Origin of the sequence: Saccharothrix texasensis (genome assembly GCF_003752005.1) — a bacterium.
GTDB lineage: Bacteria > Actinomycetota > Actinomycetes > Mycobacteriales > Pseudonocardiaceae > Actinosynnema > Actinosynnema texasense.
Genome location: NZ_RJKM01000001.1, coordinates 3,468,440 through 3,482,928, shown reverse-complemented (window position 1 = coordinate 3,482,928; position 14,489 = coordinate 3,468,440). Strand labels below are relative to the sequence as shown.

The 14,489-nt window shown below is 72.3% G+C and carries 16 protein-coding genes; 7 read left to right on the top strand and 9 right to left on the bottom strand.

The features are described from left to right. Positions 1-1,173 (top strand): ROK family transcriptional regulator, encoded by a 1,173-nt coding sequence (locus EDD40_RS14140; RefSeq protein WP_123743313.1) that lies wholly within the window; start codon positions 1-3, stop codon positions 1,171-1,173. Here EDD40_RS14140 and EDD40_RS14135 read toward each other — a convergent pair. The 6 genes from EDD40_RS14135 to ppgK all read right to left on the bottom strand — a co-directional run bounded on the left by EDD40_RS14135 (position 1,066) and on the right by ppgK (position 8,256). Beyond that, a complete protein-coding gene (locus tag EDD40_RS14135) occupies positions 1,066-3,180 on the bottom strand; it encodes a tetratricopeptide repeat protein (protein WP_123743312.1) in 2,115 nt (704 codons plus the stop codon). The two genes, EDD40_RS14140 and EDD40_RS14135, sit on opposite strands and share 108 nt — an antisense overlap. Before the next feature lie 7 nt (positions 3,181-3,187). After that, a complete protein-coding gene (locus tag EDD40_RS14130; protein WP_246037658.1) occupies positions 3,188-3,541 on the bottom strand; it encodes an RIP homotypic interaction motif-containing protein in 354 nt (117 codons plus the stop codon). A 150-nt stretch (positions 3,542-3,691) separates the two neighbouring features. Continuing rightward, positions 3,692-3,871: a DUF7455 domain-containing protein gene (locus tag EDD40_RS14125; RefSeq protein WP_015800348.1), complete on the bottom strand. Its 180-nt coding sequence runs from the start codon at positions 3,869-3,871 to the stop codon at positions 3,692-3,694. 450 nt (positions 3,872-4,321) lie between these two features. Next, entirely contained in the window at positions 4,322-5,815 is a 1,494-nt protein-coding gene (locus tag EDD40_RS14120) for a vanadium-dependent haloperoxidase (protein WP_123743310.1), read from the bottom strand. Between the two features lie 180 nt (positions 5,816-5,995). Continuing rightward, complete coding sequence (locus EDD40_RS14115; RefSeq protein ID WP_198932892.1) at positions 5,996-7,324, bottom strand: RNA polymerase sigma factor; 1,329 nt, start codon at positions 7,322-7,324, stop codon at positions 5,996-5,998. A 170-nt stretch (positions 7,325-7,494) separates the two neighbouring features. Then, positions 7,495-8,256, bottom strand: a complete 762-nt coding sequence (ppgK, locus tag EDD40_RS14110) for a polyphosphate--glucose phosphotransferase (RefSeq protein WP_123743309.1) — start codon at positions 8,254-8,256, stop codon at positions 7,495-7,497. 95 nt (positions 8,257-8,351) lie between these two features. Here ppgK and EDD40_RS14105 point away from each other — a divergent pair, with 95 nt between their 5' ends. Further along, positions 8,352-9,152 (top strand): inositol monophosphatase family protein, encoded by an 801-nt coding sequence (locus EDD40_RS14105; RefSeq protein WP_123748013.1) that lies wholly within the window; start codon positions 8,352-8,354, stop codon positions 9,150-9,152. 124 nt (positions 9,153-9,276) lie between these two features. Here EDD40_RS14105 and cei read toward each other — a convergent pair whose 3' ends face one another. Next, positions 9,277-9,999 (bottom strand): envelope integrity protein Cei, encoded by a 723-nt coding sequence (gene cei, locus EDD40_RS14100; RefSeq protein ID WP_268957683.1) that lies wholly within the window; start codon positions 9,997-9,999, stop codon positions 9,277-9,279. A gap of 430 nt (positions 10,000-10,429) precedes the next feature. On the opposite strand from cei, the gene EDD40_RS14095 reads away from it, so the two are divergent. Beyond that, the gene (locus EDD40_RS14095) at positions 10,430-10,729 is read left to right on the top strand and encodes a DUF4193 domain-containing protein (protein ID WP_053717171.1); all 300 of its coding nucleotides are present in this window, start codon (positions 10,430-10,432) and stop codon (positions 10,727-10,729) included. Between the two features lie 186 nt (positions 10,730-10,915). Here EDD40_RS14095 and EDD40_RS14090 read toward each other — a convergent pair whose 3' ends face one another. Further along, positions 10,916-11,380, bottom strand: coding sequence for a DUF3093 domain-containing protein (locus tag EDD40_RS14090; RefSeq protein WP_170185073.1), 465 nt, complete (start codon positions 11,378-11,380; stop codon positions 10,916-10,918). Between the two features lie 24 nt (positions 11,381-11,404). On the opposite strand from EDD40_RS14090, the gene dut reads away from it, so the two are divergent. Together dut and EDD40_RS14080 are read left to right on the top strand one after the other, a co-directional pair. Beyond that, on the top strand, positions 11,405-11,872 hold the full coding sequence (dut, locus tag EDD40_RS14085) for a dUTP diphosphatase (protein ID WP_123743306.1): 468 nt from the start codon (positions 11,405-11,407) through the stop codon (positions 11,870-11,872). Between the two features lie 5 nt (positions 11,873-11,877). After that, a complete protein-coding gene (locus EDD40_RS14080) occupies positions 11,878-12,504 on the top strand; it encodes a DUF3710 domain-containing protein (protein WP_123748012.1) in 627 nt (208 codons plus the stop codon). Here the strand turns inward: EDD40_RS14080 and EDD40_RS14075 are convergent. Beyond that, complete coding sequence (locus tag EDD40_RS14075; protein WP_123743305.1) at positions 12,501-13,178, bottom strand: alpha/beta fold hydrolase; 678 nt, start codon at positions 13,176-13,178, stop codon at positions 12,501-12,503. The two genes, EDD40_RS14080 and EDD40_RS14075, sit on opposite strands and share 4 nt — an antisense overlap. Before the next feature lie 105 nt (positions 13,179-13,283). Here EDD40_RS14075 and EDD40_RS14070 point away from each other — a divergent pair, with 105 nt between their 5' ends. Then, positions 13,284-13,661: an OB-fold nucleic acid binding domain-containing protein gene (locus EDD40_RS14070; protein WP_123743304.1), complete on the top strand. Its 378-nt coding sequence runs from the start codon at positions 13,284-13,286 to the stop codon at positions 13,659-13,661. Next, positions 13,658-14,464 carry a DUF3159 domain-containing protein gene (locus EDD40_RS14065; protein WP_123743303.1) on the top strand — a complete coding sequence of 269 codons (807 nt, stop codon included), beginning with the start codon at positions 13,658-13,660 and terminating at the stop codon, positions 14,462-14,464. Before EDD40_RS14070 ends, EDD40_RS14065 begins: the two co-directional genes overlap by 4 nt. Positions 14,465-14,489: the final 25 nt, after the last annotated feature.

Here is a 14,489-nt window from a genome sequence, read left to right as displayed (position 1 = left end):
GTGAGCACACCGACCGCGGGAGCCCGACCCGACGAGGTACGCAGGCACAACCGGACGGCGCTGCTGCGCCGACTGCACGTGGACGGGCCCTCCACCAGGGCGTCGCTGGCGGCTGAGCTGGGCCTCAACCGCAGCACGATCAAAGCCCTGGTGGACGGCCTGGCCGAGTCCGGCGTGGTGGCCGAACGCGTGCCGGCGCAGCGCTCCGGCGCGGGCCGTCCGTCGCTGCTCGTGCTGCCGCAGCCGCACGCGGCCGTGGTGATGGCCATCGACGTCCGCGTCGAGCAGGTGGCGATGGCCATGGTCGGCCTCGGCGGCGACATCCTCGGCCGGGACTCGTGGAACCTGCACCACCGGTCCCGCGACCCCGGCGAGGTGATCACGCACATCGCCGACTCGGCCAAGCTCCTGGCCGACGAGCTCGACGTGCAGGCGGTCGGTGTCGGCGTCTCCGTGCCGGGCGTGGTGCGCCGCGCCGACGGTCTCGTGCACGAGGCGCCGAACCTGCACTGGACGGACGTGGCGCTGGGCGAACGGCTCTCGGCGGTGCTCAAGGTCCCCGTCCAGGTCGGCAACGACGCCGAGCTGGGCGCGTTGGCCGAACACGCGCGAGGCGCGGCCCGCGCCTCGTCGGACGTGGTCTACATCTCCGCCGACGTCGGCATCGGCGGGGGCGTGATCTCCAGCGGCCGACCGCTGCGCGGCACCGGCGGCTACGTCGGCGAACTGGGGCACATGGTCGTGCGCCCCGGCGGTCGCCGGTGCTACTGCGGCTGCCAGGGCTGCTGGGAGACCGAGGTCGGCGAGGCGGCCCTGTGCCGCGCCCTGTCCCTCCCCGAAGACGCGCCGCGCGGGACGGTCGTGGCCGAGCTGCGGTCGCTGGCCGGTTCGCCGGACAGCGTGGCGCACCGGTTGGGCGAGTTCACCGAGTGGCTGGCCATGGGGTTGATCACGGTGGTCAACATGCTCGGGCCGGAGCTGGTGGTGCTGGGGGACTTGTTCACGGCGTTGCCGGAGTCCCTGGTGGAGCAGCTGCGGCGCACCGTGCAGCAGCGGTCGCTGGTGTCACGCGCCGTCGGCGGCACCCGGATCGTCTCCTCGCCCCTGGGCCGTGACGCCAAGCTCGTCGGCGCCGCCGAGCTGGCCTTCGAGCCGGTCCTGGGCGACATCTGACAAGTCCGCGACGCTCTGGCGCGTGTGCGCGACGTCGGGGTGATCGGGGCCGAAAACCCTGAGCTGGTCGGCGAGCAGCTCCCGCAAGTCGACCAGCGCGGTCGCGACCTCTCCGGTCCGGGCACGCCAGTAGGCGAGGTGCAGTCGGGTCGTCAGCGTGTCGGGGTGGTCCGGGCCCAGGACGCGGCGGCAGTCGACCACCAGCCGCTCCAGCTCCGCGCAGGCCCGGGCGGGATCGCCCCCGGCGCCGCGCCAGGAGGCGATGTTGAGCCGGGCGATGAGCGCCTGCGGGTCGTCGGGGCCGGAGACCCGCAGGTAGTCGGCGAGCACCAGGTCGAACTCCTCGACCGCCCTCGCGCCGTCCCCCGCCTCGGCCCGCCTGCCGGCGAGGTTGTGACGGGTGGAGATGGTGTCCGGGTGGTCCGGGCCGAGCACCCGGAGGTGGTCCGCGAGCAGCCGCTCGAACTCCTCGACCGCCCCCGTGGCGTCACCTGCCTCCGCCCGTTTGACGGCGAGGTTGTTCCGCACCGTCAGCGCGGTCCGGTCGTCGGGCCCCAGGATTCGCTCGGCGTCGGCGACCAGGCGCTCGTACTCGGCGATGGCGTCGGCGTCGTGCCCCGCCCGGCCGCTCGACGCCGCGATCTCGTTGCGGAGGTGGAGGACCTGGAGGTGATCGGGCCCGAGCCGGCGCTCCGCTTCCCGCCGCAGCTCCTCGAAGTAGCCGAGGGCATCGCCCGCCAGCCCGGCTTCGCCCAGCGAAGTCCCCGCGTGGAAGAGGACCGCGTGCGCCTCGGGGTGCCAGAGCGCCGGTGACGTGTGGGCGTGCAGGGCGTTGGTGACCGAGCGGAGGGTCGTGGTCAGCGCGCTGTCGGTCGCGTGCGGCGGCCAGACGAGCAGGAGCGCGTCCGCCGCGAGGTGGGCCAGGGAAGCCAGGCGCGCCGGGTCGATGGTGTCGCGGACGGCGCGCTGGAGCAGCGCGTGCGCCTGGATCGTGCCGGCGTCGAGCGTGACGAGGCTGAGCCGGTACAGGCAGCCGAGAGCGTCGCCGACGTCGTCGGCGCCCACGGCCAGGTGCGCCAGGACGTTGCCGGCCGTGAGCACGGCGACCGGGGTGCCGGCGGGGTCGAGCAGGCTGATGATCTCCAGCAGCGGGCGGGCGAGGCCTTCCGGGCGGAGGGCGTCGGCGCGATCGATCGACAACGACCAGGTGGCCGCGACCGTGGCCCGGTGCTCGTCGGGCAGTTCGCCTTCCGCCGGCAGCACCTGCGCCAGGGCACGGCGGTCGGCCAAGCGCTCGCGGTAGTCGGCGGCGGTGAGCAGCGGCTTGTCCGCGATGAACGCCGCCGCCTGCGCCAGCGCCAGCGGCAGGTGGCCCAGGTCGTCCGCCAGGGCCGCGAGCCGGTCGTGACCGGGGAGCTTCGCGGTCAGGTAGGCCAGCGATTCCGCCTCGGTGAACACGCCCACCTCGACCAACAGGCGATCGTCGCGGGACAGCGCGGCGTCGCGGCGGCGGGTCGTCACGACGACCTGGCCGGTCGGGGTGCTCGGCGGCCACCAGCCCTTCAGGTCGGCCGGGTCCTGGACGTCGTCCAGCACGACCAGCCACCGCCGGTCGGTCGAGCCGAGCCACGACCGGAAGGCGGCCGCGGCCTCCTCGGGCGTGCCGCCGGGATCGCGCAGGACCCGTTCGGCCGCGTCCGCGCAGGCGCTGATCACGGCGACCCGCGTCACGGCGGCGATCCACACCACCAGGTCGACCGACTCGTCCCGCCACACCGCGTGCGCGTGCCGCGCCGCCAGCTGGGACTTGCCGACACCGCCCAGACCGGACAGCACCGCGGACCTCCCGGCCAGCTCGGCCTCGGCTGCCCGGTGCTGGTACCGGTCCGCGACCGGCGGCGGCACGCCGACCCGCACGGGCCACGCCACCGGCGGCGCCGGCGGCAGGTGGAGGTGCTGGGTGTTGCCGTCGCCGATCTGCACGCCGACGTTGTCGTGGACGTCCACGGCCGGGCTACTCGCCGCCGAGGTTCAGCGTCATCGTGTTGCCGTCGCCGATCTGCACGCCCTGGTTGTCGTGCACGTCGACGCGGTACTTGGCCGCGCTTCCCGGGTCGGCCAGCTCCAGCACCCGGCGGGCCGCCGCGACCAGCTCGACATCGGCCCCGGCGTCCGCGGCGGTCAGAGCGGCCTTCAGCTCGTCGGGATCGGTCGGCTCCTGCTCTACGCCACCGCGGCGCAACGCGCGCCGTGTCAGCGACTTCAGGCCCTGGTACGCGTCCTTCACGGCGGTCGAGGCCGTGTCCGTCACGCCCGCCGCCGCACCCGCGGCCAGCGCCGCCACCACGAGGTCAACCGACTCGATCACCACGCACCACTCCCGCCCGCGTCCGTTGCCGCCAGTATCGGCGAGACCACGGCGAGCGCGTCCGCCGAAAATGAGGGGGGCGGGGATCCTCTCGGATCCCCGCCCCGGACGGCTAGGGTGCTACGAGCCCCGTGCCGGGACTCGTGGTGTTCAGCCCTGCTGCAACTCGGCAGCGAGCTCACGCAGCTTGGTGCTGTGCTCACGGGCGTGGTGCCCGCAGAACAGCAACTCGCCCCCGGAGGGGAGCACGGCGCGAACCTGGGCAGCAGCCCCGCAGCGGTCGCAGCGGTCGGCAGCGGTCAACGCGGGGCGGGTGAGCGTCGTAGTCATGGAAATCTCCCTCCGTCCCGGCACCGGGGATCGGTGCCCTCACACCTAGCTGCGACCACTTCGCATCTGGCGGGTGCGCCGTGTTCGCTGCCTTCACTCTTGCAGACGTTCGGGCGTAAGTCAGTGTTCCCCTGACCGTGGCGACCCGCGTCACTCCTCATTTACCCAGCGGCCGGGCGGCCGGAACCTGCCGGTTCCACCGGTTCGATCGGCCCGTGCTCACGTTCCGCTGTCGTGGCAACGGTTTTCCGACCTGCGAATACGGCGTTCGACGCACCCTTGATGCTCCAGAAGGGCGGTCCTCCGCGGTCACCGCTGTGACGGGTAACACTTTGGTCAGCCCAGAGCGAACACGGCCTCGCGTTCCACGATCCGGACATGATCCGTCCGGTTCTCCGTCGGGTCCGCGGGCCGTCCGGCCGCCCGTCCGGCATGCCGCGGGCGGGCCGCTCAGATCCGCACGCGCCGCCCGTCGAACCGCGTCAGGCCGAACGAGGCGTCCTCGTGGTTGACCCGGACGTGGTCCCGCAGCACCCCGATGCCGACCGCCTCGCCCAGCAGCACGGCTTCGGTGAAGTCGGAGCGCCAGTGCACGCCGCCCATGTTCCGGGCGGTCGCGATGTTCGCCGCCGCCTTGTCCAGCTCGCCGCCGACGGTCAGCGCGTCACCACCCGTGTAGGGGACGAGGGCCGTGCCGTCGGCGTTGGCCACGACGGGCTTGGGCAGCACCCACGACTCGTCGAACCACGCCTTCAGCACCGTGACGCACGCGCCGGCCACGGTCGCGTGACCCGAGCCGTACGACGGGTGCGTCGGCGAGCCCTCCGGGAACGCCTGCGGCAGCAGGTACGAGCCGTGCTTCTCGTAGGTGAGCTTGACCGCCTCCGAGTCCAGCACCTCGCGGTCGATCATGGCGTAGTCGCGCAGCCCGGACAGGTGCGCGTGGACCCGACCGCCGAACGCCTCGGGCCGCAGCCTGCGGTGCACGTGCCACTTCTGGAACCACATCGCCTTCAACGCCCGCGTCGCCACCTCGGTCACCAGCGACAACAGGTGCGGCGCGCCGTAGGTGCCGAAGCCCGCCTGGTTCGCCGAGTACCGGTACGGGTTGCCCGCGTCGACCGGCGCGCCCAGGTCGAGCAGGATCAGCGCCGCGTTGAGGTAGGCCTCGTACAACGCGTCGAAGTGCACGTAGTTCGTCATGGCACGGCCGTTGTGCAGGTACCGGCGGTTCACGTGGTCCCGCTTCACGGGCGGCGTGCTCCCACCCTCCTGCACCGCGCGCCACGCGGCGAAGTCGGTCAGGAAGTCCCGGTCCGGCCGCACGGTGTCGTGCAGCTGCGGGATGCGCAGCGTGCCGTACTGGATGTCGCGCAGCAGGAACTGCGACAGGAACGGTCCCCGCAGGTCACCGCGCGTGCCGCCGCGGAAGATCGTGGCGGGCGTGACGCGGCCGTCGACCTTCGGCGCCCGGTAGTCGCTCAGCCGGGACAGCTCCTGCGCCGCCTGCGCGATCAGCGGGTGCCGGTCGTACTGCTCGAACGGGACGTCCCTGGTCAGCGCCATCCAGTACAGCTCGACCGCCTCGGCCGAGTTGCGCGCGGAGTCGATGCGCGGCGCGGGCGGCAGGAGCAGCGACTGCGGGTCGGGCCCCTCCAGGTCGAACGCCAGGCCGGCCTGCGGGTTGGTCAGCTTGACGCCCCGGCCGAGCGGGATGCGCTCGAAGTCCTCGTTCCGGCCCGTGGACAGGGCCCTGAGCAGCGTGTTGTACGCCTCGGGGCGCACCTCGCCCGCTTCGTCGTGCGGCAGGCCCTTGCCGTAGTTGGCGACGTACGGGTAGTCGCCCTCCTCGCCGTTGTCGGCGTGCTCCGGCCACGGCTGCCGGTCCAACGCCTCGGCCGCGGCCAGGCGTGAAAGGCGTGCTTCAGTGCGACGTTCACTCATGGACTTCCCCCTGTGCCGGCGCGTACCCCATCGCCGCCCCCCGGCGGCTGCGCCACCTCCAGAACAGCACGGAGAGTGAACAGTGGCAGCGTCCGATCGGGTGAAGAAGTGCTCAAAGGCCAGGGCCCCTCGACCGAAAGGTCGAGGGGCCCTGGCTCAGCGTGATCTTCAGCCTGGGGATCAGTCCAGGTAGTCGCGCAGCACCTGCGACCGCGACGGGTGCCGGAGCTTCGACATCGTCTTCGACTCGATCTGCCGGATCCGCTCGCGCGTCACCCCGTAGACCTGGCCGATCTCGTCCAGCGTGCGCGGCTGGCCGTCGGTGAGGCCGAACCGCAGCCGCACCACACCCGCCTCGCGCTCGGACAGCGTCGCCAGCACCGACTGCAGCTGGTCCTGCAGCAGCGTGAACGACACCGCGTCCACCGCCACCACGGCCTCGGAGTCCTCGATGAAGTCACCGAGCTGGCTGTCGCCCTCGTCGCCGATCGTCTGGTCGAGCGAAATGGGCTCCCGGGCGTACTGCTGGATCTCCAGCACCTTCTCCGGGGTGATGTCCATTTCCTTGGCCAACTCCTCCGGGGTGGGCTCGCGGCCCAGGTCCTGGAGCAGTTCGCGCTGGATGCGACCCAGCTTGTTGATGACCTCGACCATGTGCACCGGGATGCGGATGGTGCGGGCCTGGTCGGCCATCGCGCGGGTGATCGCCTGGCGGATCCACCACGTCGCGTACGTGGAGAACTTGTAGCCCTTGGTGTAGTCGAACTTCTCCACCGCGCGGATCAGACCGAGGTTGCCCTCCTGGATCAGGTCCAGGAACGCCATGCCACGACCGGTGTAGCGCTTGGCCAGCGACACCACGAGCCGGAGGTTCGCCTCCAGCAGGTGGTTCTTGGCCCGCTCACCGTCCCGCACGATCCACCGCAGGTCGCGGCGCATCTGCGGGGTCAGCTTCTCCTGCTCGTCCTCGGCGCGGCGCACCCGCTCGGCGGCGTAGAGGCCGGCCTCGATGCGCTTGGCGAGTTCGACCTCCTCCTCCGCGTTGAGCAGGGCGACCTTGCCGATCTGCTTGAGGTAGGCGCGGACCGAGTCGGCCGAGGCGGTGAGCTCGGCGTCCTTGCGGGCCTGCCGCAGGGCCTCCGACTCCTCCTCGTCCCAGACGAAGTCACCCTCGCCGGGCTTGGCCTCCTCCTCGGCGGGCTCCTCCTCGACCGGCTCGTCGATCAACTCGACGTCGTCGACGAGGTCTTCGGCGTCCGGGGCGCCTTCCAGGTCTTCGGGCTCCTCGCCGTCCTTCTTCACCTTGCCGGGCGCGGCAGCGGCGGCCTTGGCGGCCGTCTTGCGCGGCGCCCGCGTGGCCGTCTTACCCGCCGCGGCGGTCTTCGCCGCCGGCTTCTTCGCCGGGGCCTTCCTCGCCGAGGTGGCCTTGGGCGTCTCCTCGGCGTCAGCCTGAGCTGCCTGAGTAGTCTTCGCGGCTGCCACGTACGCCCTTTCGCGACTGTCGATCAAGGCCGACCGAAGGGCGCGAACCTCGGTCGCCTGAGTACGGGGGATCCCCCGCCGGATCGTTCGTCAGCGGGGCACCGTTCCATTGTAACGACGAGAATCGCGTGCCGTTGCCCCCCGGCGTCATCCGAGGTGGTCCGGCACGCGTTCTCGCAGGTGGAACGCTGCGGAATTCAGTGCCGGAGACCTTGCGCGGCGGCCACGGCCGCCCCCACGATGCCCGCGTCGTTCTTCAGCGCGGCGGCCACCACCTCGGTGCGCACCTCGAGCAGCGGGAGCCACTTCTCCGCCTTCTTGCTGACCCCGCCGCCGGCGATGACCAGGTCCGGCCAGATCAGGTTCTCCAGCACGGTGATGTACCGGGACACCCGCGGCGTCCACTCGGCCCACGTCAGGCCCTTGTCCTCCTTCACCGAGGCCGCGGCGCGCTTCTCCGCGTCGTGGCCGTCGACCTCCAGGTGGCCGAACTCGGTGTTGGGCACGAGCTTGCCGTCCAGGAACAGGGCGCTGCCGATGCCCGTGCCGAACGTCAGCAGGACCACCAGGCCGTCCCGGTCGACACCGGAACCGAACCGCATCTCGGCGATGCCGGCGGCGTCGGCGTCGTTGAGCACGACCACCTGGTCCGTCGGCCGGCCGAGGCGCTCCGCGAACAGCGCGGCCGCGTCCGTGCCGATCCACGCCTTGTCGACGTTCGCGGCGGAGTGCGCGACACCGTGCTTCATCACGCACGGCAGGGTGACGCCGACGGGACCGTCCCAGTTGAACTTCTCGACGATCTCGGCGACGACGTCGGCGACCGCGTCCGGGGTCGACGGCTGGGGTGTGGTGATGCGCAGCCGCTCACCGTCCAGCGCCCCCGCTTCGAGGTCCACGAGCCCGCCCTTGATGCCGGAACCGCCGATGTCCACGCCGAACCCGCGGGTCATGCCCATCCCCGTGGCCCTTCCTACTCGATTCAGTAACCGTGGCCGCAGACATTAGCCTGCAGTTCTCCGATAGTCCCGTGAGAGTGACGCAGGAGGAACAGTTGCGTTTCGATCCGCGCTCATTGGTCGAAGTCGCCGTGCTCGTGGCCCGCGAAGCGGGTGAGCTGGCCGTGGCCACCCGCGACGCCGCCGTGACCGATGTCGACACCAAGAGCAGCGCCACCGACGTGGTCACCGCGGCCGACCGCGCGGCCGAACAGCTGATCCGCGGCAGGCTCGCCGAGCTGCGGCCCGGTGAGCCGGTGATCGGCGAGGAGGAGGGCGGCAGCGCCGCCGTCGAGGGCCTGACCTGGGTCGTCGACCCGATCGACGGCACCGTGAACTACCTGTACGGCATCCCCCACTACGCCGTGTCGGTGGCCGCTCAGGTCGACGGCGAGTCGCTGGCGGGCGCGGTGGTGGAACCCGTCAGCGGGCGGGTGTGGACGGCGGCGCGCGGCGGCGGGGCGTGGCTGGACGGCCGGCGGCTGACGGTGTCCGATGCCACCCGATTGGATCTGTCCCTTCTGGGTTACGGCTTCGCCTACCGGGCGGAGCGGCGGCAGCGCCAGGCGGACGCGTGGGCGGGCCTGGCGACCAGGGTGCGGGACATGCGGCGGGCCGGCGCGGCGTCGCTGGACCTGTGCGCGGTGGCGGCGGGCAGGCTGGACGCCTACGCCGAGCACACCCTGGGCCGGTGGGACTGGGCGGCGGGGTCGCTGCTGGCGAGCGAGGCGGGCGCGGTCGTCCACCTGCCGGGTGACCTGCCGGAACTGGGGGAGGACGCCACCTTCGCCGCCGCCCCGGGCATCGCGGACGCCCTGCTCGCGGCCCTTGTGGAGTGCGGTTTCGGCGACGTCTGACCACCGGCCGCGACCGCGAAGCCGTCCCGGGGGTCCCCGGCCAGGGGGACCCCCGGGTTCGATCGACCACGGCCCCGCGCGCCCCGACCGGCCACCGACCGCCGCGGGGCCTCACCGTGCCCGGTCAGCACACGGTGTCGCGGGCGCCCTTGAGGTTGTCGGCGTTCAGGGACAGCGGCGTGGAGCCCTCGGCGGCCTGGCCGCCCTGCTGCTCGGGCTGCTGCATCGCCCACTCGTTGAGCTGGTCGAGCACCTTGCGGGCGTCGCTGTTCGGCTTCACCTCGCTGAACTTCTGGCCGATCGCCACGTCCACCGTCGCGTCCTGGCGCTCGTCGCGCACCAGCTCGAGGCACGGCTCGACCAGGCTCAACGTCCGCGCCGCGCCCGCGCCGGGCGCGCCGAACCGGATCTGGCCGCGGCAGTCCATGTCCTGCGCCGGGTACACCGGGTCGTTGCCCGGCTCGGCGGCCTGCTTCATGCCCAGCTCTTCCAGCGTCGTCGCCACGAACCGCGCCTGGTTGCGCTGCGTGCTCGCGTTGAACACCCGGAACTGCACGCTGCCCACCGGCACCGGGTCGGTGCGGTCCAAGGCGTCGTGCGCGAGCACCGTCCCCAACGGCGGCGCGGGCTCGGCCGCGGGCGCGGCGGGCTCGCCCGACGACGGCGCCGGCACACCACCGGGTGAATTGCACTTGATCGCCGCGTCCACGTCGCCCGCGTCCGCCAGCACGCGGTTCCACACCACGACGGCGGTCACGGCGAGCACCAGGAACAGGATGAGCGCCGGCAACGGCCGTCGCTTCCGGTATCGCGACGACCCGCTGCTCCCCGTACCGGGTCGTACCACGTCCGTCGACCTCCCCTGGCGCAGTGCTGACAGTGATCAGGCTATGCCGCCCCCCGCCGGCCCGCGCCTCGGGCAGGTGGGTAGCGGGGTGCGATCACCCGGTCGCGGACGGTCAACGCCCTGGTCTGGCGGCGGAGCACGGGAGGACCGGGTGGGTGGTGCCCGTCCAAGCCTATCTGGCCAGCGTGTGAAGGGCCTCTCACCCGTCTGCTCAATTAGGGGGAACCCGCTGCGCGACCCCCCGATCGATGAGCTACCCTCTCGGCGCTCCGCGCACCGCCGGACACCTGGAAGCGTCGATGAACAGGGGGTTGGCGCCCGGCCGCGCGAGCGAGACCTCCGTCACTGGGGACGGAGGGCACAAATAGGGGCGCTGGTGCGTTAACCAGCGACACGAACAGTCTCCGTTGACCGCAGGGGTGAAAGAAGTATGGCGACCGACTACGACGCACCGCGTCGCAGCGAGGCGGACGAACTCGCTGAGGACTCCCTCGAGGAGCTGAAGGCGCGGCGCAATGAAACGCAGTCCGGGGTCGTCGACATCGACGAGGACGCGACCGCCGAGAACTTCGAGCTGCCGGGCGCCGACCTGTCCGGTGAGGAGCTCACGTTCAAGGTCCTGCCGAAGCAGGCGGACGAGTTCACGTGCTCGAAGTGCTTCCTGGTGCACCACCGCAGCAGGCTGGCCGAGGAAGTCAACGGCCAGTACATCTGCCGCGACTGCGCCTGAGGCACGTCCACCGGGCACGAACCCGCACGACCGGCACCACCGCACGACCAGCACGACCGGGCACCGCCGAACGAACCAGCACCGCCGAACGACCGCACCGAGGCACGACCGAACACGCTCCTACGACCAGACCTGGGCGCTCACCCCCACCGCCGGGGTGGCGCCCAGTCCCGTTGCCGAACGGCCTCACCGATCGCGCAGCAGGGCCGCCAGCTTCTCCGCCGAACGCACGCTGAACAGCCAGTACGGCGTCGGGTCCGCCGGGTCCCGCAGCTCGACCCGCACCATCGGCCCGACCCAACCCCGGTGGGTGACGAACGCCATCGGGTCCAGGTTCGGCCCCATCGCCTTCCGCTTGTCCTTCGAGCCGAACACCTCGACCTCGCCGAGCAGCTCCAGCGGCACGTGCGCCGAGGCGACCCGCAGCTCGCCGCCGGACACCTCGACCTTCGCCGAGCCCATCCGCACGATCAGCAGCACCGCCAGCGGCACGGTGATCACGTACGGCAGCCACGACCGCACGCCGGGGAAGCCCATGTGGATCTCGGCGGCCAGCAGCACGGCCGCGGCCAGCGGCAGCGGCCAACCCCACCAGGGCACGTACAACCGCTCGCGGAACGCGATCGGGGCGGTCACAGCAGTCTCGCTCACGCCACCAGGGTAGTCTCGCGCGCCGTGCCCAGCGTCGAGGTCCTGTTGTCCCGGCTCGATCCCGCCGTGCCGCTCCCGGCCTACGCCCGACCGGGTGATGCCGGGGCCGACCTGGTGACGACCACCGACGTGGTGATCGAACCGGGGGAGCGCGCGGTGGTGGGCACTGGTGTCGCGATCGCGTTGCCGGAGGGGTACGCCGGGTTCGTGCACCCGCGTTCCGGCCTGGCCGCGCGCGTCGGCCTGAGCGTGGTCAACACCCCGGGCACGATCGACGCGGGCTACCGGGGCGAGATCAAGGTGTGCCTGGTGAACCACGACCTGCGCGAGCCCGTAGTGCTGACGCGCGGTGACCGGATCGCCCAGCTGGTGGTGCAGAAGGTGGAGCACGCGGTGTTCCGCGAAGTCGACGAGCTGCCCGGCTCCGCGCGGGGCGAGGGCGGCTACGGCTCTACAGGCGGGCACGACGTGCTCGCCCGGACGGAGGGGTGAAGGCGATGTTCGGAAAGCGCCGCAAGCGCGGTAGGCACTCCGCGAACCGGGGGACGGCGCAACCCGAGGTCGAGTTCGACGGCGCCGAGGAGGCGGAGGAGGGGCCGTTCGACTCGACGCAGGCCCCGGACGACGGCCTGAACCGGCTGGACCTCGGCTCGATCCGGCTGCCCGTGCCCGAGGGCGTGCAGCTCCAGGTGGAGATGGACCCGGCGGGCGCGGTGCGGGCGGTGCACCTGCTCACGACCGTCGGCCAGCTCACCGTGAGCGCGTTCGCCGCGCCGAAGCAGGACCGGCTGTGGCCGGACGTCAGCGGCGAGATGATCGCCCAGTTCAAGAGCGACGGCTTCCGGATCCTGCGGGAGAACGGCGAGTGGGGCGAGGAGATCACCGCCCGCAACAATGAAGTACACCTTCGGGTGGTCGGCGTGGATGGGCCGCGGTGGATGCTGCGGGGCATCGCGGCGGCCCCGACGGAGGAGCAGAGCGCCAAGGCGACCGACGCCCTCTACGCGTTGATGCGGGACACCGTCGTGGTGCGCGGCGAGCAGGCGATGCCGGTGCGCACGCCGTTGCCGATCGAGCTGCCCGAGGCCATCGCCCGGCACATCCAGGCGCAGCAGCAGGGCTAGACCGCCGCCTGCGCGGAGCGGTAGGCGTCGAGCGCGGCGCGGCCCAGGGACTCCCGGTCCGCGCCCAGCGCCGCCAACGTCGTCGTGCGCAGAGCGGCACGGGGGAGTGCCTCGACCCACGCTCGGGCGACCTCCAACGGGTGAATGGGGTCGTCGGTGCAGGCCGCGACCCCCACCGGCGCCGTGAGGCCGCTCAGCTCGGCCAACGAGGGCGCCGGCTCGCCGGCGGCCTCCTCCAGCACGTCCGCGAGCCGCGACCCGTACCGGGGCCAGGCCCGCCGCAGCTCGTCGCCGAGCCACCCGTCGACGCCGGTCAACGCGGCCTCGACGCCCGCCGACCCCACCACCGAGGCGCTGGCCCGTGCCGTCGCCGACGCCGGCGCGCCGTCCGCCGCGCCGTGCCAGGCGGGCAGCGCCAGCAGCAGGCCCGCGCACCGCTCGGGGTGCCGCACCGCCCACGCCGCCGCCACGTGCGCGCCCAGCGACACACCGCCCACGACCAGCGGCGTGCCGTCCCAGGCGGCGTCCAGCGCCGCCACGTGCTCCCGGACGCCCCGGGACGCGGGCGCGAGCAGCGCCAACCCGGCCTCGGCCAGGGGGCGGGCGAACACCGCGGAGATGAACACCTCGTCGGACGCGGTGCCCGGCAGCAGAACGGCACGTGACGAGCTCATGACGGCAGATCCTCCCCCAGTCGGATACCCGGTCGGGTGTACCCGGTTACGCTGGCTGTTGGACGGGCTTCGTCGTCGAGGCCCCGCGCATTCCAGGAGTCGGGGATGACTGGTACTGGGGGTGGCTACTGGCGCCGCCTCGTGCGTCGGCTGACCACCGACGTGAGCGAGTTGGACGCCGACGACCTGTCACGAAAAGCCGTGGCCGTCGGGGCCATCCGAGCGTGCGACTGCAAGTCCGGACAAGAGGTGACCGTGTTGGGCAGGTTGCGCAGCGTCGAGCTGTGCCCGCGTGACGCGGCGGCCACGCTGGAGGCGGAGTTGTACGACGGCACCGAGGGCGTGACGCTGGTCTGGCTTGGCCGGCGCCGGATCGCGGGCATCGAACCTGGTCGCACCATCAAGGCCAGAGGTCGGATCGCCGTGCGCGACGGGCGCAAGGTGCTCTACAACCCCTACTACGAGCTGCAGAACGCTTCATGACCCCAGTGAACGAGTCCGAGAAGCAGCCCACCCTCCTCGAGCAGATGGGCGGCGTGAGCGGCCTGCTGTTCTCCTCGTTGCCCGTCGTGGTGTTCGTGCTGGTCAACGCGTTCGCCGGGCTGATGCCCGCGATCTGGAGCGCGTTGGCGTTCTCCGTCGTGATCGGCATCGTGCTGGCCCTGCGCAAGGGCTCCGTGCAGCCCGCCGTCTCGGCGGTCTTCGGCGTCGGCATCGCCGCGTTCATCGCCTACCGGACCGGCGACGCCAAGGGCTTCTTCCTGTTCGGCATCTGGCAGAGCCTCGTCTACGGCGGCGGGTTCGTGCTGTCGATCCTGGTCAGGTGGCCTCTCGCGGGCGTGATCTGGTCGTTCCTCAACGGCCAGGGCCAGACGTGGCGCAAGGACAAGGCGAGCGTCCGCGACTACGACATCGCCACCCTCGTGTGGGCGCTGGTGTTCATCGCGCGGTTCGTGGTGCAGCGGTGGCTGTACGACGAGGCGTCGGTGGGCTGGCTGGCGGCCGCGCGGCTGGCCATGGGCTACCCGCTGATGGCGGTGGCGCTGGTCGCCACGGTCTGGGCGGTGCGCCGGTCGGACAAGCGCCTGAAAGCCACCCTCGCCCGCGAGGAAGAGGAGAACCGGGCAGCCGAGGAACGCCTCCGCGCCCAGTCCGAGGCCAACGGCGAGCCGAACATTTACGACCAGATGCTCGACGCCGCGACCGACCAGGTCCTCTCCGACGCCGACAAGGCGCGGCACGCTCCGACCCCTCGTCCGGCACCAGCCCGAACCGAGGACCGCTAGCCCGACCGACCCGCGCCCACAGGCC